This window comes from Luteibacter rhizovicinus DSM 16549 (genome assembly GCF_001887595.1).
Lineage (GTDB): Bacteria > Pseudomonadota > Gammaproteobacteria > Xanthomonadales > Rhodanobacteraceae > Luteibacter > Luteibacter rhizovicinus.
Map to the genome: position 1 here is coordinate 2,562,076 of NZ_CP017480.1, position 21,492 is coordinate 2,583,567.

Genomic DNA, 21,492 nt, shown 5'->3' on the forward strand with positions numbered 1-21,492 from the left:
TCGCATCATGCAGGCGGTTCAACCGCTCGCCCGATGCGATGAAAGGCCTCCCTCGAAGGCCCCAGAGCCAGAGGATTCGCCGCTGAAGCGACTCCCCAGCAGCACGAGGGTGATGCGGCGAACGCCGCTGGATGCACGAGCCCGCGTAGCGGGCTGTCATTCCAGATCACCGATAGCTGACGCTCAGGGCTTCTTCTTTTTCTTCGTGGTCGCTTTGGCTGGCGCAGCTTTCTTCGAAGCAGCAGCCTTCTTCGTCGTCGCTGCTTTCTTCGTCGGCGCAGTGGCGGGGGCGGTGTGTACCGAGCCCTCGACGCCGGCCCAGTCGACGTGGTTGAGGCCGAGGAGATCGTCGAAGACCATCGGCATCAGGCCGGCGGGGATCGGGCCCGCGCCGTTCCACATCGTCACCACGCCCGCGTGGTATTTCGGGAAGAAGCCGATCATCGTGCGGTAGCCGGAGACGGCGCCCGCGTGGAAGATCAGGTCTTCGTTGGCGTACTTGAAGACGCGCCAGCCCAGCGCGTAGTGCGCATCGGTGACGCGGGCGCGACGCCAGGGCAGGGAGTGCACCTCGGAGGGCGTGGCGACCTCCGGTGCGTGCAGCACGTCCAGCGAGGGCGTGGGCAGCACGTCGGGGCGACCGCCCATCTGGGCCATCAGCCACTGCTCCATATCGCGCAGGCTGGCGTTGACGCCGGCGGCGGGGGCGACGCGGTAGTAGCTGTCGTTGGGCTCGTAGGGAATCCAGTTATGCGGACCGCCGCGGTGTGGCCGTGCCCAGCTCTTGCTCGCCTCGAGGGCGTCGCGTCCGTAGCTGGCGGTGGTCATGCCCAGCGGTGCGAAGATGCGGCGCTCCACCTGGCGAAAGAAATAATCGCCGGTGGTGGCGTAGATCACGTCGCCGATCATGCTGAAGGCGACGTTCTGGTAGCCGTAGCACGCACCCACCTTGCAGGAGAGATCCACCTCGTCGAGCTTGCGCACGAGTTCCTCGTACGGCATGTCGGCTTCGAGCATGTTGTCGTAGGTGTTGCGTGGCAGGCCCAGGCGCTGGCCGAGGATGTCGCGGACCGTGGCCTGCTGTGCCGCCTGCATGTCCTTGAGCTTGAAATAGGGGATGGTGTCGATCAGCTTGGTGTCCCAGCTGAGGAAGCCTTCGCGGACGAGCACGGCGGTCACGCCGGTGGCGAATGCTTTCGACAGCGACGCCAGGCGGAAGACGGTTTCCGGCGTGGCGGGTTCTTTGGTTTTTGCATTGGCGTAGCCGAAGGCGCGTTCATAGACGACCTTGTCGTCCACGATGACGGCCGTGACGAGCGCCGGCGCGGCGTCGCGCGCTTCGGCGGCATCGAGCCAGCGTTTGTAGTCTTCGACGGTTTGTTTGATGCGCTCGGGCGGCAGTTTGGCGGATTCGGGATCGACGTGAACCACCGGCGGTTTCGGCGGTGGCGGCGGCGCAGCCATGGCAAAGGGAGCAGCGACGGCGCAGGCGATGGCGCAAGCGAGCAGGGAAGCGGAACGAAACGACATGCTTATCTCGCGGGTCGAGGCGTGGGGACACGCCGCGGAAAGGGGGACGTCAGCGCGCTGATCGTCGTGCTCCTCATTGTCTTTTACTTAGGGGCCGGGGACAACGGATTGGGGTTGCCGAATGTGGGAGCCGATTCATCGGCGATTCCAGGGTGGGGGAGGGCATCGCCGATGAATCGGCTCCCACAGGGGCGTGATAGGCTTTCGTCAGCTCCCACCGGACCGAAGTCGGCCACTTGTGAATACACGTCGACACGCCGTCATGGGCGAGGGCATGACCCTGGCCCTCTCGGTCATCGCCTTTTTTTGCGTGATGACCTCGTACTACGTGATCCGGCCGGTCCGCGACCAGCTGGTCGGTGCGGCGGGGTCATCGTCGCTGCCTGTGTTCTACGCCATCGTGCTGGTGGTGATGCTCGCACTGACCCCCGTTTTCGGCTGGCTGGTCTCGCGTTTTTCGCGCAAGCGGGTCTTGCTCGGCAGCTACTTGTTCTTCGCCGCCTGCCTGGTCGGCTTCATCCCTGCCTTCATCGCCCAGGACCGCATCGGTGCGGTCGCGCTCGGCCGCGTGTTCTTCGTCTGGGTGAGCGTGTTCAACCTGTTCGTCGTGTCGCTGTTCTGGAGCTTCATGGCGGATATTTATCGCAGCGTCCAGGCACGGCTGATGTTTCCATTCATCGCCTTCGGTGGCATGGCGGGTGCGCTTGTGGGGCCCCTGCTGACCTCCATGCTCGTCGCACGCATCGGGGTGCCGGCACTACTGGTCGTGTCGGCGACCGCGCTGCTGATCGCGCTAGGCCTCCTCCTGGGCGTGTTGACGGGCGGCACCGCTAATGACACGAGTGGCGGCGCACCCATGGGTGGCTCGTTGCTGGACGGCGCGAAGGCCGCCTTCGCCCAGCCGTTCCTTCGCTACATGGCGATCCTCATGCTGCTCAGCGACGGCATCGCCACCCTGGCCTATGCGCTGATGGCCGACTACACGAAAGTGCATTATCCCGGCATCGCCCAGCGCACGGCGTTCTACGCCGACCTGGACCTGGCGATCAACGGCTTTGGCGCGCTGTTGCAGCTGACCGTCACACCGCTGATTCTTCGCGGCCTGGGCACGCTCTGGGCCATGCTGCTGCCCACGGTGGTCAACTTCGTCCTGTTGGCCCTGCTGGGCATCTACGGACCTGCCGATATCGCCGTCTTCGGTTCGGTCGTCTCGCTGTTGACCATCGTGCAGGTCGGTACCCGCGGCATGACCTTCGGCATGACCAAGCCGGCATCCGACGCGCTCTACACGCGCATGCCTCGCGATGCCCGGTACAAAGGCAAGAACTTCATCGAGACGACGGTGTGGCGCTTCGGCGACCTGCTGGTCACGACCGGCTTGACCGCCTTGCGCGGACTGGGCGTCGGCATTGCAGGGCTGGGCCTGATCAGTGCGGCGCTCTGCGGCGTGGCCACGATCGTGGCCCGTCGCGCCGCCACATCGCCCGACCTGCTTCCGGAGTCGGGCGACACGGATACCTAGCTGGTGATGTAGCTCTCGAGCTGGTTGATCGTCTGCTTCTGCTCGGAGATCACGGCCTTGACCAGGTCACCGATGGAGATCACGCCGACGACACGGTCGCCGTCACGTACGGGCAGGTGGCGCAGGCGGCCGTCGGTACACAGTCGCATGCACTCATCGACCGTCGCACTGGGCGACACGGTAACCACCGTGGGCGTCATGATGTCGCCTACCGGCGTGTCGCGGGACGACCTGTCCTTCAGGATGACTTTCCGGGCATAGTCCCGCTCGGAAACGATACCGACCAGTTCGCTGCCCTTGAGGACGACGAGCGCGCCGACGTTCTTCTCGGCCATCTGGCGGATCGCGTCGTACACCGGCGCGTCGGGCGCCACCGCGTAGACCTCCTTGCCCTTCGATTCCAGGAGATGCTTGACCTGCTGCATGCTCGACCCTCCGAGTGGAGGCGGCGCGTCGCCGCGATGGCTTAGTGTAGCGCCGGTCGCGGCGGCGGTGGGGGTCGCCATCAGGCGACCGGCGGTTCGCCGCCGAGGCGGGATTCCACGTAATACAGCGGCCGCCGTTTGGTCTCGGCATAGGTCCGGCCGACGTATTCGCCGATAATGCCCAGGGCGAGGAGCTGGATGCCGCCCAGGAACAGGATGACCACCATCAGGGTGGGGTAGCCCCGTACCGGATCGCCCCAGGCCACCACCTTGATCAGCACCCAGATGCCGTAGAGGAAAGAAATGACGGCAGCCGACAGGCCGACCCAGGTGGCGACGCGCAGGGGTGCTGCCGAAAACGAGGTGATGCCTTCGATCGCGAGGTTGCCCAGCCGCCAGTAGTTCCACTTGGTCGTGCCGGCATGGCGGGCGTCGCGGTGGTAGACCACGGAGGTCTGCCGGTAGCCGATCCAGGCGAACAGGCCCTTCATGAATCGCTGGCGCTCGCGCAGGCCGCCCAGGGCAGCGACAGCGCGTCGCGAAAGCAAGCGGAAGTCGCCGGTGTCGCGTGGCAACGGCGTGTCGGAAAGTCGCTCCATGACGCGGTAGAACGCGGCTGAGGTGAATTTCTTCAGGCGGGTTTCGCCGTCACGCTCACCACGCGTCGCATAGACCACGTCGAAGCCCTCGCGCCAGCGCGCGATGAGCTGCGGAATCAGTTCGGGAGGATCCTGCAAGTCGGCGTCGATGACCACGACGGCATCGGCGTCGGCGGCGTCCAGGCCCGCCGTCATGGCGGCCTCCTTGCCGAAGTTGCGCGAAAGCCGGACCGCGATGGCGCGTGTATCGGCGCTCGCGATCGCGCTCAGCTTCTGCCAGGTGTCGTCGCTGCTGCCGTCGTCCACGTAAATCACCCGCGCCGTGGCATCGATACCGTCGAGTACGGCGCCGATCCGGGCATGGAAGATGTCGATGACATCGCTCTCGTTGTAGGCAGGGACCACGATGGCCAGTGAGAACGTCATCTCGATCCTTTAGCGAACGCGGCCGGCGACAGGGGCCGGGCGGGAGAGGTAGGCGGGGCCGCCCAACTGGCCCATCTGTTGCGCGATCCAGGCCGTGCGCTTCTGCACATAGGCGCTGGGCGCGTCTACGCGGAAGCGGCGCGGATTGGGCAGGACGGCAGCCAGTCGTGCCGCCTGCGTCACGCCAAGACGATCGGGCGGGCTGCGATAGAACACGTCGCTTGCCGCACCGACGCCGTAGATGCCGTTACCGAGCTCGACGATATTCATGTAGACCTCGAGGATCCGGCGCTTTGGCCAGGTCGCCTCGATCAGCACGGTGAAATAGGCCTCCAGGCCTTTACGGACGAAGCTGCGGCCGTTCCACAGGAAGAGGTTCTTCGCCACCTGCTGGCTGATCGTGCTGGCGCCGCGAAGGCGCTTGCCTTCATCCGAGGCGTCGATGGCGTCCTGGATGGCGTCGATGTCGAAGCCGTGATGAAACGGAAATTTCTGGTCTTCGCCGGCGACCATCGCCAGGCCGACCTCGGGCGACACGGCATCCCACGGGACCCAACGATGGCGAAACGTGAAGTCGGGTTCGCGGGCAACGAGCGCCTCGACACGACGCTCCATCATCATCGCGCTGGTCCAGGGCGGCACGAAACGGAGCACCAGTACGACCAGCCACGACAGGACGAGCCAGGCCAGCAGGACCAGGCCGACGATGCGGGCAATACGAATGGGCAGCGAGCGAGGCGTCGGGCTCATGTCAGCGCGGTGGCAAGGGATGGCGCAGTATAGGGGCCCCGCGTGTGCCGGTCTTGTCGGCGCGCCGGCACGGCCCCATCTTTCGTCGGATCACCAGGAGGCCACCGTGACCGATTCGATCGTCGAAACCCTGCCATCCGAAGACGTGCTTCACCGCTTCATGCTCGAGAAAGCAGGCGTCCGCGGCGTGCTCGTGCGTCTGGGCGCCAGCTGGCGCGAGATCGTTTCCCGTGGTGACTACCCCACCGACATTCGCAACACGCTGGGCGAAGCCGCGGCTGCGAGTGCCCTGCTCACGGGTAACATCAAGTTCGACGGATCGCTTTCGCTGGAGTTCAAGAGCGAGGGCGCGCTGCGCCTGCTTTTCGCCGAATGCACCGATCAGGGGCATCTGCGCGGTTTGGCGCGCTACGACGCCGACACCCTGCCGACGGCCCTGCACCTGAACGAGCTGCCAAATGCCTTGCTCGCGATCACCATCGGTCAGGTCGACCGTGGGCGCTACCAGGGTGTTGTCGATCTGGATGAGCCATCGATCGCGAAGGCGCTGGAGAGCTACTTCGAGCGATCGGAGCAGCTGCCGGCGCGCATCCTGCTCGCGGCGAATGCCGATCACGCGGTCGGGCTCATGCTGCAGCCGATCGCGGGCGAGGGTGGCCACAGTGCGGCCGAGGAGGATGACGACGCCTGGGCGCGGGTCGGCATGCTCACCGACACGTTGAGCAGTTCCGAGATGTTGTCGATCCTGCCGGAGGAACTGCTTTACCGGCTGTATCACGAAGAGACCGTGAGCGTTTACGAGGCGAAGGGCCTCGCCTTCGGCTGCACCTGTTCGCAGGAGCGCGTGGAGGGCATGCTGCGTGCGCTCGGCAGGACGGAAGTGGAAGCCACGCTGGACGACCGCGACGGCGAGATCGAAGTGGTCTGCGAATTCTGTGCCACGCGTTATGTCTTCGACCGCGTCGACGCCGAACGCCTGCTCATGCAGGTGGAAACCCCGCCAGCCCCCTCGACCCTGCAGTAATCTGGATATGTGGGAGCCGCTTCAGCGGCGAAAAGCCAACGGAGCGGTGAAGCCCTAGCGCCAATCGCCGATGAATCGGCTCCCACAAAAAGCCACCCGCCGCAGGTGGCTTTTCAGGCGTCGAGGGAAAGCGGCGCCGCCAGCCACTTGCTTGCCGGCTGCGGCTGGGCGAACAGGAAGCCCTGGCCGAAGCGACAGCCGATGCGGCGCAGGGCGCGCATCTGCGACTCGGTCTCGATGCCTTCGGCAATCACCTGCATGCGCAGCGAATTGGCCAGTGCCTGGATCGCCCGGACCACCGCGGTGCTGTGCGCGTCGGTTTCGGTGTCTTCGGAGGGCAGTTCGATCACGAACGAGCGGTCGATCTTGAGCGTTTCGATCGGGTACTGATGCAGATAGCTCAGCGACGAATACCCGGTGCCGAAATCATCCAGCGCGATGCCCACGCCGTGGTCGCGCAGGTTCTCGAGAATGCGCTTGACCTGTGCCGGGTTCTCCAGCAGCGCTCGCTCGGTGACTTCCACGCGTACGCAACGGGCCGGCACGCCGTGCTCGGCGAACAGGTCGAGCAGACGCTGGTCGAGATCGGGCGAACGGAAATGGCTACCCGAGACGTTGATGCTGACAAAGCCTTCGTCGCGCGTGAGTGCGCGCACCTGGCGTGCCACCTGCTCGAAGATCTGCCAGTCGATGGCTTCCGAGCAGCCGGTGTCTTCGGCGACGGAGAGGAAGTCGCCCGGCGGCAGCAGGCCGCGCTCCGGATGACGCCAGCGCAGCAGGGCTTCATAGCCGACGACGCGGCTGTTCTCGAGATCCACGATCGGCTGGTAGAACGGGACGAATTCGTTACGCGTGAGCGCACGGCGAAGATCGCCTTCGAGTTCGAGCAGTGACAGCGCTTCACGGCGCAGGCGATCGTCGAAGACCGCCGCACGGTGCCGGCCTTCGTCCTTGGCGCGGTACATGGCCGAGTCCGCGTCGCGCAGCAGTTCCTCGGGGCGCGTGTATTCCGGTGTCGGCAGCGCGATACCGATCGATGCGGAGGTGAAGATCTCCTTCGCCCCCAGGCGGAACGGCGTCTGCAGCTGCGCGATGATGCGTTCGGCGATATGCGTCGCCGCCTGCGGATCGGTGATGCCTTCGACCAGCACCGCGAATTCGTCGCCACCCAGGCGCGCGACCACGTCGCGTGTCTTCAGGCAGGCGCGTACGCGGCCGCCCACCTGGAACAGGAGGTCGTCGCCGACCAGATGGCCGACCGAATCGTTGATGACCTTGAAGCGGTCCAGATCGATGAAGAGCACCGCGAAGAGATCGGCGGGATTCTCGCGGTAGTGATTCAGTGCCTGCTCCAGACGCTGCAACAGCAGCGTGCGGTTGGGCAGGCCGGTGAGCGAATCGTGCAGGGTTTCGTACTTCAGCCGGCGCTCGACGCGCTCGCGCTCCGCGATCTGCTCGCGCAGGTCGCGGTTGGCCAGGGCCAATGCGCGCGTGCGTTCGGTGACCCGGCGTTCGAGGCTGGCGTAAGCCTGCTTGAGCGACTCGGTGGTGTACTTGCGCTGCAGCGCGTTGGCGATGTGGTAACTGACGAAGGTCAGCAGTTCCTGGTCGCGCGCACTGTAGGTGTGCTCGGGCGAGTAGCTCTGCACCGCCAGCACACCCATGGATTTTTCGTTCCAGATCAGCGGTACGCCGAGCCAGTGCAGCGAGCGCGCGCCACTGGTGGAAAGCACCTGGTCGCGATTGAGCCGATCGATCTCTTCGCGGTCCGCGAGCAGGGCTTTGCCATTGCGCAATACGTACTCGGTGAGCCCGCGGCCCAGCTCGCGCGGTTCGCGGGAGCCGTCGAGTTCGTCGACCGAGTAGGGGAAGGTCAGTTTGTTCTGGTCTTCGGAGAGCAGCGCGATATAGAAATTACGCGCGTACAGCAGGCCGCCGATCACGCGGTGAACGGCGGCGTAAAAATTCTCGATGCTGTCCGAGGTGTTCGCGAGTTCGGCGATGCGGAACAGTGCGGCTTGCAGGCGCTCGCCGCGCTGGCGTTGCAGCACCTGCTGGCGCAGGACGCGATTGGCCTCGCGCAACGCCGCCGTGCGCGTGGTGACGCGGCGCTCGAGCTCCTCGTGCGCCTGGCGACGCTCCAGCGCCGTCTGCACGTGCTGGGCAACGTAGGTGAGCAGTTCGCGGTCGTTCTGCGTATAGCGGGTGTCGTCCCGATAACTCTGCACGACCAGTGCGCCGACCACGTCGTCGCCGCGTTTCATCGGTACGCCGAGCCAGTCGTCGCTCGGCGGTCCGATCGACACGCGCGGACCGGGAAGATTCTTTTCCAGCTCCGTGCTCGCGCCCATCAGCGACTTGCCACCCTGCAGGACGTGCCAGGTCAGCGAGTTCTCGATCGCATCGATCGGGCGGATGCCTTCGGGATCCGGGATGTCCGGATCCAGCGAGTCGACGAAGTAGGGGAAGCGCACCGTGCGGTTCTGCGCGTCGAAAAGCACGATGAAGAAATTCTCGGCATACATGAGGCTGCCCACGATGCCGTGGAGCGCACTCATCATGTCCTTCATGTTGTGCTCGGCACCCGCCTGCTCGGCGATCGCATACAACGCGCGCTGCAGCCGTTCGGCCAGCGCGAGTCGCGAGATCGCCTCGTACAGGTTGGCGGTCTCGGCGAGTTGCCTCAGCCGGACAGACACGAGGCGGCCCAGCCAGTCGATCAGTTCGGCCGAGTCGGCGGCCCCGGCTTCGTCGGTGTGCAGCTCGAGGACGTGTTCGGTCTGCGGATCGACACCCAGCTCGATCACGGCGTGACCCGTCGACCGGGGTTCGCCGGCCGGCCGCCAGGCCACCCGGGCGCCGGGCATCAGGTGGCGAGCGAAAGCCTCGCCCTCGCTGAGGACCACGTCGGCCTCGGCCGCCCGCAGCAACCGCTCGACAGCCTCGTGCAACGGGGTGCTATCACCGTGACCGGGCGCCTTGAGGGACGGGCTTTGGGTTGGAGCGATAGTCATCGCCTGGCGAGGATTCCGGTGTGGTCGGATGCAGTCTATATGCGTTACGGCGGCCGCGCGATGGGCGTGGGACGCCAGTCTCAGGGGCCTTGCGCCAGCAGCGATCGTTTCCCCCATGGTCATAAACGGCAGCCTTGCAGATTCCTGAAGGGCGCCCCGCCGGGGTGTTAGTAAAACGTAAAACGCGATACACTGGCAGCGTTTCCGCGAGGCTGAAGCGGGACCTCGGGGATTTCAGCCACCTGCCGATATGATGACCATGCGCAGATCCTTTCTCACCTTGCTATTGCTGATGCCGCTTGCCGCGGCAGGGCAGATTGCGCCGGTGGGTTCGGACGCCACGGCCTCGAGGCTGCTCGGCCAGCAACCCGACGCTTATGCCCAGAACGCACAGGGTTCCGTGCCGCTCTGGCGCGCACCGGACGGTCGTATGCTCGCCCTGAAGACGGACGATCGCTCCGATGCGACCCAGCCGCTGGCCTTGCACGCGGTGGATGCCGGTCCGTTCCTTTCCAGTGGCCTGCAGTACGACCTGGGTCCCCGCGTCCAGGCGCACGCGAACATCACCGGCCAGGGCTGGATGAATTCCGTGGAGTCCTGCGGCAGCTCGGGCACCGGGCGTGGCGATCTCTGCAATTCACCTGGCGCGCCGCCGCGCATTGTCGGCAGCGAAGTCGGCGCCACCTACCGCGGCACCGGTTACAGCCTCGGTCTTGGCGTCGGTTCGAGCCGTCCCACGGGCACCGGCGCCGCATTGCCTCGCGTGCTGCCCGGCCTGGCGACGGCTTCCGGTCTGCCGATTACGGCCCTGTCGTCGAGCACCGAGTTCAACGCGCACGGCCGGGTCGACCTGGGTGCCCGTAGTGGCATCGATCTGGGTGCCAGCATTGGTCGTATCCGGCTCACCCCGGGCAACCTGCTCGGTATCGGCTCGGTCGACCAGAAGGCCTTGAGCTTCGGTGTCGATCGTGGTCCGCTGTCCGGCCTGATCACCGGCCGCACGATGCAGCCCGAAGCGACGGCGATCAATCAGATCAACGGCGATCGTCGCTGGAGCGCGATCGACCTCGGCGTCACCTGGCGTCTGCCCTGGCGCGGCGAGCTCTCCGTCGGCGCGCAGAATGTCTGGTCCTCGGGCACCGCACCGAACAGCCCCACGGGTCCCGAACCCGACCAGTCTCGAACCCCCTACGTCCAGTACCACCAGGACCTGTAAAAAAGCCGCCTCAAGGCGGCTTTTTTATGTGCCGATGAATCGGCTCCCACAAAGGCCGGTCAGCGACCCTGGCCGCGTAATCTAACGTCGCCGCTGAACGACTCGACGTGGATGTGAGCGCTGCCGCTGCCGATGGTGGTCTTCAGTTGCTTGCCGGGGCCATCCTCGCCGCTGGACGGGCTGCCGAAATCGCTGCGGATGCTGCCGCTGAAGGTGGAGGCCTCCAGCTTCGCGGACACGTCGGACGGGAGCTGGAGCTGGACGTCGCCGCTCATCGAGTCGACGTCGATCTTGCCGTCACGCGACGGGCCGCCAGTAATCTGCGTGTCGCCGGACACCGTGCTGAAGTTCGCCTGCTTCCAGGGGCCGCCGCCGATCGTCATGCGGCCGGACACAGTCTGTGCTTCGACGCGTTCGGTGACGGTCGGTGCCGTGATATCGCCGGACACCGTCTGCAGGTCGGCCTTGGCGGCGCTGCCGGCCAGGTCGATCGAGCCGCTGACGGTCTGCAGGTTGAGGTCGGGCGAACGCAGGTTGCCGCGGATGCGGCCGCTGACCGAGTTGATCTCGATCTTGCCGCCATCGAGCCCGTCGATGCTGACCGGCGCGCTCACCACGTTGATTTCCACGGAGACCGCTTTCGGCACACGCACGTTGAGTACGGTGGGCTGCATGCGGGTGTCGCTGCCCCAGCTGAACATGGAATGTTCTTTCGAGTCGCTGTCGACATGGATCTCGACGTTGCCGTCGCTGCCTTCGATCTCGAGCGGCCGGGCGCCGTCGCCCAGGGTGCCGGAGACCTGGATCTGGTTCTTGTCCCAGGCGGTCACGGTGACCTCGCCCTTGACGTTGTCGATGCTGACCTTGGCATTGGGCCGGATGTCTTTCGACAGGTTGATCGGGGTCGAGGCGAGTGCCTGCCCGATCGAGAGCGCCAGCAGCAGGGGAGTGAGATAGAGCGTTTTCATGAGTGGGGTCCTGGCTGATCGCATGTTAGCCGGCTTGCTTTTCGAGGTTACGCAGACGGTCGCGCTGGCGTTCGGTCTTCAGCAGCAGACGCTGCAGGGCGGCCGAATCGGGGGAGTCCTGCATGGCCTGGGTCAGCTCCATGCGCGCGGCGTCGAGTTCTACCGCGGCTCCGGAGAGCCGCGGGTCGGTCGGTTTCCAGTGAACTTCATTCGTACTGGCGAGGCCGTCGCTGCCGGTGGGCGCGACGAGATGGAGTCCGATGCCGCCACCGAGGACCGCGACACCGGCGATGGCGGCGGCCATCAGCCAGGGCTGCGCCCGTCGGCGACGCGGGACGGCGGCGACGGGCGCCTCGTCGAGGCGGGCCTCGATGCCGGCCCAGAGGTCGCGACGGGGCGCGACCGGGCGGTTGAGGGAGCGCATCTGGCGGAGGTATTCGAGGTCATTCATGGCGTATCTCCCAGTGCGCGGCGGAGCAGTCCGCGCGCACGGTGTAACTGCGCTTTCGAGGAGCCGACCGCCATCCCGAGTTCGATGGCGATCTCCTCGTGTTTCCAGCCTTCCACGTCGTAAAGGACGAGCACGGCACGGGCCCGCGGCGGCAACGCCGCGATGGCCTTTTCCAGTTCGTCGCGCTCCACGGCGCGGACGGGATTGTCGAGGTCGGCGATGTCCGGCAGATGTTCATCGTCGACGATGCTGACCGGGTCGGCGTTGCGGGCACGTATGGACATGAGTGCCACATTCACCGCCAGCCGGTACACCCAGGTACCGAACGCGCTCTCGAAGCGGAAGCCGTCGAGCTTCTGCCAGGCGCGGATGAAGGCTTCCTGGGTCAGGTCTTCCGCACGGGCGTGGTCGAAGGCGGCCAGGCGAAGGATGGCGCCATAGACCCGGTCCGAATGCTTGCGATAGAGCGTCTCGAACGCCTTCCGGTCGCCGCCGACGGCAGCGCGCACCACATCGTCATCGGACGTGGCGACAGGCAGCTCAGGCTGCATGAAGGAGGTGGCGGCGAGGCATAGGGCATTCATCTTGCCAGCTTGGATGCCGGCAAGGGGAGAAGCGTTTAAGAGACAAGGAATGTGGGAGCCGATTCATCGGCGAAAAGCCGACGGAGCGGGTTAGCCGGAAGGTCCATCGCCGATGAATCGGCTCCCACACGGAGCGGGCCTCGCGCAAAGAGGGGCCCATGGGGCCCCTCGGATTGCCGAATCAGGCGACGTTGGCGGCCCGACGTTCCACGGCCGCTTCCAGCGCCTTGCTCACGCGCAGGCGCTCCGCTTTCAGCCGCTCGGGCATACGCGCCCCAAACCCATCCAGGTACAGACCGATGGCGTTGAGCTCTTCGGTCCAGCCTTCGACATCGACCTGGAGCAGCTCGTCGAGGGCGCCGGGTGCCAACGACAGGCCCTCGGCATTGAGCTCGCCCTGGGCCGGGACCACGCCGATCGGTGTCTCCACGCCTTCGGCCTTGCCGGCGACGCGCTGGATCATCCAGTCGAGCACGCGCAGGTTTTCGCCGTACCCCGGCCACATGAAACGACCATCGGCATCCTTGCGGAACCAGTTCACGTGGAAGATCCGCGGCAGCTTCGCGCCCGGTTTGTCGAAGGACAGCCAGTGGGCGAAGTAATCGGCGAAGTTGTAACCGCAGAACGGCTTCATCGCCATCGAATCGCGACGGAGCACGCCGACCGCGCCGGTTGCCGCCGCCGTGGTTTCCGACCCCATCGCCGCGCCGACGAGCACGCCGTGCGCCCAGTCCTTCGCCTCGAAGACCAGCGGGACGAGCGAGGGCCGACGACCGCCGAACACGATGGCCGAGATCGGCACGCCGGCTGCGTCTTCGGACTCCGGCGCCCAGCTCGGGCACTGCTTCGCGCTGACGGTGAAGCGGGAATTCGGATGGGCGGCGGGACCGTTGGCGATGTCGAAGGGACGACCCTGCCAGTCGGTGACAGGCTCGCCCTCACCCAGGCCTTCCCACCAGGGGCGCGCATCGGCGGTGACGGCGACATTGGTGAAGATCGCATCGCGACCGAGCGTGGCCAGTGCGGTCGGGTTGGTATTCGCACCGGTACCCGGGGCGACGCCGAAGTAGCCGGCTTCCGGGTTGATCGCCCAGAGGCGGCCGTCTTCACCCGGCGTCATCCAGCAGATGTCGTCGCCGACCGTCCACACCTTCCAGCCCGCCTTGCGATAGCCCTCGGTCGGGATGAGCATGGCCAGGTTGGTTTTGCCACACGCCGACGGAAACGCGGCGGCGATGTAGTGCTTCTCGCCCTGTGGATTCTCGATGCCGACGATCAGCATGTGCTCGGCGAGCCAGCCTTCGCGTCGGGCCTGGTGGCTGGCGATGCGCAGCGCGTGGCACTTCTTGCCGAGCAAGGCATTGCCGCCGTAGCCGGAGCCGATCGACTTGATCGACAGCTCCTCGGGGAAATGCATGATGAAGCGACGCTCGGGGTCGAGGTCGCCAGTCGAGTGCAGGCCCTTCACGAACTGACCCTCGCGTTCGATCCGCGCCAGGGCAGGCGCACCCATGCGCGTCATGATGCGCATGTTGGCGACCACGTAGGGGCTATCGGTGATCTCGACGCCACAACGCGAAAGCGGCGAATCGATCGGTCCCATGCAGTAGGGGATCACGTACATGGTGCGGCCACGCATGGCCCCGGCGAACAGCGCATCGATCTTGGCATGGGCCTCGGCCGGTGCCATCCAGTGATTGTTCGGGCCGGCTTCCTCTTCCTCGGGTGTGCAAACGAAGGTCAGGTGCTCGACGCGAGCGACGTCCGACGGATTCGATCGATGCAGGTAGCTGCGCGGGTTGGTCTCCTCGTTGAGCGGGAGGAGATCGCCACTGGCGAGCATCGTCTGAACGAGTTCCGCGTATTCCGCGTCCGAGCCGTCACACCAGCGAACGGAGCCGGGCTCCGTCAGTCGGGCGACATCGTCAACCCATCGATTCAATGCTTCCAGGGAACTTCCGTACGAACGCATCCGTTGTGGTCTCCAGTTAAACGCTGTGGAGACAGTAGTTTGCGAGCGTTGGTATTGGCAAGGCACGGCGCAGCAATTTGCGCTGCGCCGTTCAGCTCACGCGTTCGGTTTGGCCGGCGTCAGCGTAAAGATCACGTGCTCGACGTAGGCGTCGAACTCGTCGTGGCTCAGTCGCGGCAGACCCAGCGTGAAGTTCAGCTGGAGAAAGCCGACGTACGCCGCGTAGGTGAGACGAGCGCGATGCAGGGCGACCACCGGCTCGAGACCGGCTTCCTTGTACATCGTGGTGAGGAACTCGATGCGCCGCTGCGATACGCGCGCCATGACCGGCACGACCTGGGGGTGGTCGAGGGCTTTCAGTAGCGCGGCATACACACGGTGGGCCTGCAATTCATGGGCGACGCGGCGGAACAGTTCCGGCAAGCGCTTACGCGGATCGGCAATGCGCTCGATTTCCCCGAGGACTTCGCGTTCGCCGTATTCTTCCCAGCGCTCCAGTGAGGCCTGGAGCAACGCTTCGCGCGTACGGAAATGCCAGTAGAAGCTGCCTTTGGTCACGCCCAGACGCCGCGCAAGCGCCTCTACGGCAAGGGCGCCGACGCCTTGTTCGGCGATAAGGGCTAGGGCGCCGTCTTCCCAGTCTTCTGCGGAGAGGCGGACTCGTTCATTCTTGGCACCGTCGGTCATCGACGCATGGTAGCCGAGACGCGGCGGTTTGCAATCCGGCAGGCGTCCGGCGTGTTGCATAAGACCTTGACTTGGTTGCCATTGCGTGACCGTACGCTGGCGTATTGACGCACCTCGTCCGGCGTTACATACTCGGCCGTATGGTAGCCAGCCCCATGTCCCCGTCGTCCACCACCGCGAGCCTGGTCTCGCTGGATGGGATCGCCCTCGCCACGCAGCGCTGGGGCGGTGCGCGGTCGCCTTCCCTGGTGTTCGCGCATGGCTTCGGCCAGACGCGTCATGCCTGGAACGGCGCGGCGCGAACCCTGGCGGAGCAGGGCTTCGACGCCACTACCTTCGATGCCCGCGGCCACGGTGAAAGCGAGCGCGTGCCCCGCGGCGAATATCACATGGAGCAGTTCGTCCACGACCTGCTCATGGTTTCGGCCCGGGCCCACTCGGCCGACGGCCGGCCTCCGGTGCTGGTCGGCGCCTCCATGGGGGGCCTGCTCGGCCTGATGGCGGCCGGTGAAGCCGAAGCAGATCGTCCGCCGTTCTCCGCCTTGATCCTGGTCGACATCACCCCGCGCTGGGAAACCGCCGGCGTCGAACGTATTCTCGGCTTCATGCGCGCGCACCCGGACGGTTTCGCGAGTTACGAGGAGGCGGCCTCGGCGATCGAGGCGTACCTGCCGCAGCGTCGTGAGCGCAAATCCGAGGCCCAGCTCAAGCCCCTGTTGCGCCAGGATGGCCGGGGCCGTCTGCGCTGGCATTGGGATCCCGCCCTGCTCGATGGCCTGGTCCAGGAGAGCGAGCGTTACCAGCCGCGCCTGTTCGCCGCCGCCGCGCGCGTCGAGGTGCCGGTCCTGCTCCTTTCCGGCAGCCGCAGCGACGTCGTCTCCAGCCATACCGTCGAAGAATTTCTACGTCTCGTACCGCACGCGCGCCATGTCTCCCTCGCCGATGCCACGCATATGGTGGCCGGTGACGCGAACGACGCGTTTACCCGCGAGATCACCCAGTTCATGCAATCCCTGACGAGGTAACACCGATGTCTGCAATCCTGGTTGTACTGGCGGCAATCATCGCCTCCGGTGCCTGTGCCTACCACCGCACGTCGCTCCGTACGTGGGCTGTCGCCACGGCGGTCACGACCCTCGTCGTCGGCCTTCTCGCACGTGCACCGGTGACCACGGTCGTCGTGCTGATCCTGCTGGCCCTCGTCGCCGCGCCCCTGCTGATGGTGGACTTCCGCCGGAAGAAGATCAGTGCGCCGCTGCTGTCGATCTTCGCCAAGGTGACGCCGAAGCTGTCCGAAACCGAGCAGACCGCGCTCGAAGCCGGCACCGTCGGCTTCGAAGGCCAGCTGTTCTCGGGCAAGCCGGAATGGTCCGAACTGCTGCGCCAGCCGAAGCCGGAACTGTCGGTGGAAGAACAGGCCTTCCTCGACGGCCCCGTCGAAGAACTCTGCAGCATGATCGACGACTGGCAGATCACCCACGAACTGGCGGATCTCCCGCCGAACGTCTGGGAATTCATCAAGAAGAACAAGTTCTTCGGCATGATCATTCCGAAGACCTATGGCGGCCTCGGTTTCTCGGCGCTGGCGCACTCCGCCGTGTTGCAGAAACTCTCGAGCATGTCGCAGACGGTCGCTTCCACCGTCGCCGTGCCGAACTCGCTCGGACCGGGCGAGCTGCTCATGCACTACGGCAGCGACGAGCAGAAGAACCACTTCCTGCCGCGCCTGGCCGATGGCCGTGAAGTCCCGTGTTTCGCACTGACCGGCCCGTACGCCGGTTCGGACGCGACCTCGATTCCCGATTTCGGCATCGTCACCAAGGGCCTGTGGAACGGCGAAGAAACCGTCGGTATCCGCCTGACCTTCGACAAGCGCTACATCACGCTGGCGCCGGTCGCGACCATCGTCGGCCTCGCGTTCCGCATGTACGATCCGGACAAGCTGCTGGGTGATAAGGAAGACCTCGGCATCACGCTGGCCCTGCTGCCGCGCGAAACCCCGGGAATGGAAATCGGTCGTCGTCACTTCCCGTTGAACACCCCGTTCCAGAACGGTCCGGTGCACGCGAAGGACATGTTCGTCCCGTTGTCCGTGCTCATCGGTGGCCCGCACATGGCCGGGCAGGGCTGGCGCATGCTGGTCGAGTGCCTGTCCGTCGGTCGCGCCATCTCGCTGCCGTCGAACGCAACGGGTGCGTCGCGCATGGCGGTCTCGGCGACCGGCTCGTACGCACGCATGCGCAAGCAGTTCGGCCTGGCCATCGGTCGTTTCGAGGGCGTGGAAGAAGCGCTCGCACGCATCGGCGGCCTGACCTACGCCATGCAGGCGCTGTCGCGTGCCACCGCCGCCGCGGTCGATCGTGGTGAGAAGCCGGCCGTGCCCTCGGCGATCGCCAAGTATCACGCCACCGAATGGTGCCGCCAGATCGCGTCGGACGCGATGGACGTGCACGGTGGCAAGGGCGTCATCCTCGGCCCGAAGAACTATATGGGGCGTGGCTGGCAGTCCGTGCCGATCGCCATCACGGTGGAAGGCGCGAACATCATGACGCGCAGCCTGATGATCTTCGGCCAGGGTGCGATCCGCTGCCATCCTTACGTACTGAAGGAAATGCAGGCCCTGGGCATCGCGGACTACCGTGAGCGCCTGAAGACCTTCGACAAGGCGCTGTTCGGCCACATCGGCTTCGGCTTCTCCAACGCCGTGCGCAGCTTTGTCCTCGGCCTGACCGCGGCGAAGATCGGCGAGACCGCCGGCGATGCTTACACGCGCCGCTATTACCGCAAGCTCAACCGCTACTCCGCGGCACTGGCACTGTGTGCCGACGTGGCGATGGGCGTGCTCGGCGGCAAGCTGAAGTTCAAGGAGAAGCTCTCGGCCCGCCTCGGCGACGTGCTTTCGTACCTGTACATCGCCAGCGCCATGCTCAAGCGCTACGAAGACACCGGTCGTCCGGAAGCGGATCGTCCGCTCCTGGCCTGGGCCTTCCACCAGTGCGTCTGGAACATGCAGATGGCGCTCGACGGCGTGATCCGTAACTTCCCCGTGCGTCCGGTGGCCTGGCTGCTGCGTGCCCTGGTGTTCCCGTTCGGTCGCCGCGAAGTGCCGCCGTCCGATCGTCTCGGTCGTCGCGTCGCCGCGCTGATCACCGCGCCCAGCGAAGCTCGCGATCGCCTGACCACCTGGACGTATCTCACCCCGACGGCGAACAACACGGTGGGTCGCATGAATGCGCTCCTGCCCGACGTGATCGCTGCCGAGCCGGTGGAACGCAAGTTCCTCAAGGCCTTCAAGGGTGGCCAGCTGAAGTCGCATACGTACAACGAGCAGCTTGCCGAAGCCGAGAAGCTGGGCGCCATCACCGCCGCCGAGCGCGACCTGCTCCAGCGCGTGCGTGACGGTGTGGCCGAGTTCATCTCGGTCGATGACTTCGACAGCGAAGAGCTGCAGGCCGGCGTGCAGCGGAAAGCAGAAGCGATCAACAAGGTGCGGGCTGCCTAAGCAACCGCGCTCTTTGTAGGAGCCGATTCATCGGCGAAAGGCCGCGAGCGATCGCGGCCTTTCTGCTTTCCGTGAGCGTCGTTTCAGGGGCGACGAGCCTGCGCAGCGGAGATGCCGCCACGGCTGCCTGCTGTGACGCCTCGATGGTTGGCGCAGCTATCTGCTGTTTGACCTGGGTTATGCGCGTGACGTCGTGAACTCAGCGAACGACCTTGCACAGACGAAGCCCTTCTGAGATATCCCGGCGGCGCTTGGTCTGTTCGATCTGGCTAACGACCGGATGACAGGCGTCGAACCTCATGCCGGGAAGGTAGCCGGCAAGCGTGGCCGCCGCGGCGGTGCTGTCGTCGCGAAGCAGGGCATACATCGGGCCCTTGTGGCTGACGATGTCCTCGCGGACGCGACGCTGAAGTTCATAGCCGGCGCCGAGGTCGTTGAGCCAGGTGATGCCGACGAAATGGCTGCCTTCCGCGTTTTCGAGGAAGGGGGCGAGGTAGGCATTCGGTTGCGAGAGTACGACGACCAGGCTGCCAGGTTCGATCTCGCCGGGATGGATGTCGAAGGCCTGGCGGCCGAACGGTGCGTGGCCCCAATCCGTGTAGCGGGTCATGATCACGATCGGCAGAAGGCATGCCACCATGACTGCCGTCGGGAGATAGGTCCGCCACGTTGCGGCCATACCGCTTGTCGTGCTGGACATCTCCGACACGCCGGCGAGGAGAATCAGGCCGGTCAGTGCCTCGATGGGCACGGCGTAGCGAAGGATCGAATACAGGGCGAGCCAGAGCACGTAACTGGTGGCGACGAAGACGAAGAGAAGGCGATTCGTCCTGCTCGCTCGCACGGTCGTACGCGTGAGGCGGCCGAAGAGATGGTAGGCCGCGAAGGCGAGCATGGCGACCATGGCCAGTGCATAGCGCGGATCGGCGAATTGGTTTCCCGCCTGGGTGCGATTCCTGTGCAGCCACCAGAACGGATAGAACAACGCCTGGAGCACGGATGTCGGCATGAGTGCGCGATCCGTGCCGCCAACCGGCGGCATCCATGGCGAATGGAAGAACTGGTTGAACATCGGGAATATGGGGTTCCCGGTCAGCTGCCACAGCTGCCATCCCCAGACGCCGTAAGTCAGGACGAAGGCTGCAAAGCTGGACAGCCCGATGACGACGGCAAGCTTGAGGCCGGCGATCCGCCACTCGTAGGCGGCCCAGACGGCGAAGGCGAGCGCAGGCGCGTAGACGATGGCCGTCGGTTTGAGCCCGGCGGCCGCACCGCAGAGCAAGCCTGCCCATGCGACACGAGAGAGCGGTGCGGCGGACTCGTTACCTGCGAACAACGGCATGACGAGGTAGAAGCCGAGTAACACCAGCAGCGCAAGCGGTAGCTCATTCGTCGACATGCCCGCCTGGGTAAGCGTCATCGTTCCCGTCGCGCCGACGATGACAGCAGCGGCAGCCTTCCAGTCGAACGGGATGCCGCGCTGAACGGTGTACTTCAGAACGATGCGGCTGAGCACGAAGATCGTGGCGCCATACCAGAGGCCCTGGAACGCAGCCAGAACGCGAGGCGCGTCCTTCAGCACACCCGTGCCGAGCCAGAAGTAGGGGATATCCAGGAGGGGGCCGAAATAACCCTGCAGGCCTGCCGCTGCCGTATCGACGGGCAGCCGGCCGTTGAGGAACGCCCAGGCGTTGTAGAGGTGATAGTTCTTCAGGTCCCAGGCGGCATCCTGTCCGCGGGCGACGGAAATCGCGGCGCCAAGAAGCAGCAACGCCGGCAGCAGGAAGGGGCTTCGGGCGAAGCGATCAAACAGTCCGTGCTTCAAGACCCGCGGCCCTCGGAAAGCGCGGGGTGCGCGAGATAAGCGGCGTTCTTCGTTTCACGGCGGCCGAGCGTCACCGTATCCAGGACGATGCCGCACACCGTCGATATGCTGCCCATGAGCGCGAGGCCGACACTCAGGACGGCCGTGGGTATGCGCGGAACGAGGCCCGTATCCAGATACGTTCGCAGCAGCGGAAACGCGATGACCACCGCCGCGATGATGCAAATCGCGCTGATGGTCATGAAGAAGGCAAGTGGCCGACCGTTCTTCGTCAGGCGCAGGATGGTCTTCAGGATTCGCCAGCCGTCGCGGTACGTGCTGAGCTTGCTATGTGAGCCCTCGGGTCGGGCGAAATAGCGCGTCGGCACTTCGACGACGGGCACGCGCAGCTCCAGTGCGTGGACCGCCAGCTCAACTTCGGTATCGAAGCCGTTGGCGTGCGCGGGAAAGGATTTGACGAAACGTCGCGACATGACGCGGTAACCGGAGAGCATGTCGTTGAACGACCGACCGAAGATCCAGCTCGTGAGACTTGTCAGGGCCCAGTTCCCGAACTGATGGCCGCTGCGATAGGCGGCATGGTCGTCGGTCACCCGGCTGCCGACGACCAGGTCCAGCCCGTCGTCCAGGAGTCGTGCCACCAGGGCGGGGGCAGCGGCGGCGTCGTAGGTCGCATCGCCATCCGCCATGATGTAGATGTCGGCCTCGATGTCCGCGAACATCCGGCGCACGACATTCCCTTTGCCCTGCAGGCGCTCGAACCGGACCTCGGCGCCGGCAGTGCGGGCAACCTCGGACGTGGCGTCGCTCGAGTTGTTGTCGTACACCACGATGCGGGCAGATGGCAGTGCCTCGCTGAAGCCTTCCACCACCTGCCTGATCGCTACTGCCTCATTGAAGCACGGGATCAATACGGCTATGCGGAGGGATGAGTCATCCATGAGGGAATGCCAGGGCGGTAGTTGCGAGAAGGGCCAAATGGTACCGGGCAAGCTGG

General features: G+C 65.5%; 17 protein-coding genes. 5 read left to right on the forward strand and 12 right to left on the reverse strand.

What is annotated here, in order from left to right:
• Positions 1 to 183 precede the first annotated feature (183 nt).
• Positions 184 to 1,530 (reverse strand): serine hydrolase domain-containing protein, encoded by a 1,347-nt coding sequence (locus BJI69_RS11565; RefSeq protein WP_046967018.1) that lies wholly within the window; start codon positions 1,528 to 1,530, stop codon positions 184 to 186.
• Positions 1,531 to 1,768: 238 nt separating this feature from the next.
• On the opposite strand from BJI69_RS11565, the gene BJI69_RS11570 reads away from it, so the two are divergent.
• Complete coding sequence (locus tag BJI69_RS11570) at positions 1,769 to 3,052, forward strand: NTP/NDP exchange transporter (protein WP_342016341.1); 1,284 nt, start codon at positions 1,769 to 1,771, stop codon at positions 3,050 to 3,052.
• Here the strand turns inward: BJI69_RS11570 and BJI69_RS11575 are convergent.
• The 3 genes from BJI69_RS11575 to mtgA all read right to left on the reverse strand — a co-directional run bounded on the left by BJI69_RS11575 (position 3,049) and on the right by mtgA (position 5,252).
• Positions 3,049 to 3,477 (reverse strand): CBS domain-containing protein, encoded by a 429-nt coding sequence (locus tag BJI69_RS11575; RefSeq protein WP_046967017.1) that lies wholly within the window; start codon positions 3,475 to 3,477, stop codon positions 3,049 to 3,051. The two genes, BJI69_RS11570 and BJI69_RS11575, sit on opposite strands and share 4 nt — an antisense overlap.
• Positions 3,478 to 3,557: 80 nt before the next feature.
• The gene (locus BJI69_RS11580; protein ID WP_046967016.1) at positions 3,558 to 4,502 is read right to left on the reverse strand and encodes a glycosyltransferase family 2 protein; all 945 of its coding nucleotides are present in this window, start codon (positions 4,500 to 4,502) and stop codon (positions 3,558 to 3,560) included.
• 9 nt (positions 4,503 to 4,511) lie between these two features.
• Positions 4,512 to 5,252, reverse strand: coding sequence for a monofunctional biosynthetic peptidoglycan transglycosylase (mtgA, locus tag BJI69_RS11585; protein ID WP_046967015.1), 741 nt, complete (start codon positions 5,250 to 5,252; stop codon positions 4,512 to 4,514).
• A 106-nt stretch (positions 5,253 to 5,358) separates the two neighbouring features.
• Here mtgA and hslO point away from each other — a divergent pair, with 106 nt between their 5' ends.
• The gene (gene hslO, locus BJI69_RS11590; RefSeq protein ID WP_071924941.1) at positions 5,359 to 6,276 is read left to right on the forward strand and encodes an Hsp33 family molecular chaperone HslO; all 918 of its coding nucleotides are present in this window, start codon (positions 5,359 to 5,361) and stop codon (positions 6,274 to 6,276) included.
• 113 nt (positions 6,277 to 6,389) lie between these two features.
• Here hslO and BJI69_RS11595 read toward each other — a convergent pair whose 3' ends face one another.
• On the reverse strand, positions 6,390 to 9,290 hold the full coding sequence (locus tag BJI69_RS11595) for a bifunctional diguanylate cyclase/phosphodiesterase (RefSeq protein WP_046967014.1): 2,901 nt from the start codon (positions 9,288 to 9,290) through the stop codon (positions 6,390 to 6,392).
• 259 nt (positions 9,291 to 9,549) lie between these two features.
• On the opposite strand from BJI69_RS11595, the gene BJI69_RS11600 reads away from it, so the two are divergent.
• Positions 9,550 to 10,506, forward strand: a complete 957-nt coding sequence (locus BJI69_RS11600; RefSeq protein ID WP_046967026.1) for a hypothetical protein — start codon at positions 9,550 to 9,552, stop codon at positions 10,504 to 10,506.
• Positions 10,507 to 10,565: 59 nt separating this feature from the next.
• Here BJI69_RS11600 and BJI69_RS11605 read toward each other — a convergent pair whose 3' ends face one another.
• The 5 genes from BJI69_RS11605 to BJI69_RS11625 form a co-directional block, all read right to left on the reverse strand.
• The gene (locus tag BJI69_RS11605; RefSeq protein ID WP_046967013.1) at positions 10,566 to 11,474 is read right to left on the reverse strand and encodes a DUF4097 family beta strand repeat-containing protein; all 909 of its coding nucleotides are present in this window, start codon (positions 11,472 to 11,474) and stop codon (positions 10,566 to 10,568) included.
• Between the two features lie 25 nt (positions 11,475 to 11,499).
• Positions 11,500 to 11,925: a hypothetical protein gene (locus tag BJI69_RS11610; protein WP_046967012.1), complete on the reverse strand. Its 426-nt coding sequence runs from the start codon at positions 11,923 to 11,925 to the stop codon at positions 11,500 to 11,502.
• The gene (locus tag BJI69_RS11615; RefSeq protein ID WP_046967025.1) at positions 11,922 to 12,476 is read right to left on the reverse strand and encodes an RNA polymerase sigma factor; all 555 of its coding nucleotides are present in this window, start codon (positions 12,474 to 12,476) and stop codon (positions 11,922 to 11,924) included. Before BJI69_RS11615 ends, BJI69_RS11610 begins: the two co-directional genes overlap by 4 nt.
• Before the next feature lie 214 nt (positions 12,477 to 12,690).
• Positions 12,691 to 14,481, reverse strand: coding sequence for a phosphoenolpyruvate carboxykinase (GTP) (locus BJI69_RS11620; protein WP_046967011.1), 1,791 nt, complete (start codon positions 14,479 to 14,481; stop codon positions 12,691 to 12,693).
• A gap of 96 nt (positions 14,482 to 14,577) precedes the next feature.
• The gene (locus BJI69_RS11625; RefSeq protein WP_046967024.1) at positions 14,578 to 15,168 is read right to left on the reverse strand and encodes a TetR/AcrR family transcriptional regulator; all 591 of its coding nucleotides are present in this window, start codon (positions 15,166 to 15,168) and stop codon (positions 14,578 to 14,580) included.
• 155 nt (positions 15,169 to 15,323) lie between these two features.
• Between BJI69_RS11625 and BJI69_RS11630 the strand changes: the two genes are divergently transcribed.
• Both BJI69_RS11630 and BJI69_RS11635 read left to right on the forward strand, forming a co-directional pair.
• Positions 15,324 to 16,193 (forward strand): alpha/beta hydrolase, encoded by an 870-nt coding sequence (locus tag BJI69_RS11630; RefSeq protein ID WP_244465236.1) that lies wholly within the window; start codon positions 15,324 to 15,326, stop codon positions 16,191 to 16,193.
• Positions 16,194 to 16,198: 5 nt separating this feature from the next.
• Positions 16,199 to 18,670: an acyl-CoA dehydrogenase gene (locus tag BJI69_RS11635; RefSeq protein ID WP_046967009.1), complete on the forward strand. Its 2,472-nt coding sequence runs from the start codon at positions 16,199 to 16,201 to the stop codon at positions 18,668 to 18,670.
• Between the two features lie 199 nt (positions 18,671 to 18,869).
• Here BJI69_RS11635 and BJI69_RS11640 read toward each other — a convergent pair whose 3' ends face one another.
• The gene (locus BJI69_RS11640; protein ID WP_046967008.1) at positions 18,870 to 20,495 is read right to left on the reverse strand and encodes a hypothetical protein; all 1,626 of its coding nucleotides are present in this window, start codon (positions 20,493 to 20,495) and stop codon (positions 18,870 to 18,872) included.
• On the reverse strand, positions 20,492 to 21,436 hold the full coding sequence (locus BJI69_RS11645; protein WP_046967007.1) for a glycosyltransferase family 2 protein: 945 nt from the start codon (positions 21,434 to 21,436) through the stop codon (positions 20,492 to 20,494). Before BJI69_RS11645 ends, BJI69_RS11640 begins: the two co-directional genes overlap by 4 nt.
• Positions 21,437 to 21,492 lie beyond the last annotated feature (56 nt).

Bases quoted from the DNA above. Each gene is read 5' to 3' on its own strand.
- BJI69_RS11565 (WP_046967018.1), bottom strand. From the start codon at position 1,530: ATGTCGTTTCGTTCCGCTTCCCTGCTCGCTTGCGCCATCGCCTGCGCC.
- BJI69_RS11575 (WP_046967017.1), bottom strand. From the start codon at position 3,477: ATGCAGCAGGTCAAGCATCTCCTGGAATCGAAGGGCAAGGAGGTCTAC.
- BJI69_RS11580 (WP_046967016.1), bottom strand. From the start codon at position 4,502: ATGACGTTCTCACTGGCCATCGTGGTCCCTGCCTACAACGAGAGCGAT.
- mtgA (WP_046967015.1), bottom strand. From the start codon at position 5,252: ATGAGCCCGACGCCTCGCTCGCTGCCCATTCGTATTGCCCGCATCGTC.
- BJI69_RS11595 (WP_046967014.1), bottom strand. From the start codon at position 9,290: ATGACTATCGCTCCAACCCAAAGCCCGTCCCTCAAGGCGCCCGGTCAC.
- BJI69_RS11600 (WP_046967026.1), top strand. From the start codon at position 9,550: ATGCGCAGATCCTTTCTCACCTTGCTATTGCTGATGCCGCTTGCCGCG.
- BJI69_RS11605 (WP_046967013.1), bottom strand. From the start codon at position 11,474: ATGAAAACGCTCTATCTCACTCCCCTGCTGCTGGCGCTCTCGATCGGG.
- BJI69_RS11610 (WP_046967012.1), bottom strand. From the start codon at position 11,925: ATGAATGACCTCGAATACCTCCGCCAGATGCGCTCCCTCAACCGCCCG.
- BJI69_RS11615 (WP_046967025.1), bottom strand. From the start codon at position 12,476: ATGCAGCCTGAGCTGCCTGTCGCCACGTCCGATGACGATGTGGTGCGC.
- BJI69_RS11620 (WP_046967011.1), bottom strand. From the start codon at position 14,481: ATGCGTTCGTACGGAAGTTCCCTGGAAGCATTGAATCGATGGGTTGAC.
- BJI69_RS11625 (WP_046967024.1), bottom strand. From the start codon at position 15,168: ATGACCGACGGTGCCAAGAATGAACGAGTCCGCCTCTCCGCAGAAGAC.
- BJI69_RS11630 (WP_244465236.1), top strand. From the start codon at position 15,324: ATGTCCCCGTCGTCCACCACCGCGAGCCTGGTCTCGCTGGATGGGATC.
- BJI69_RS11635 (WP_046967009.1), top strand. From the start codon at position 16,199: ATGTCTGCAATCCTGGTTGTACTGGCGGCAATCATCGCCTCCGGTGCC.
- BJI69_RS11645 (WP_046967007.1), bottom strand. From the start codon at position 21,436: ATGGATGACTCATCCCTCCGCATAGCCGTATTGATCCCGTGCTTCAAT.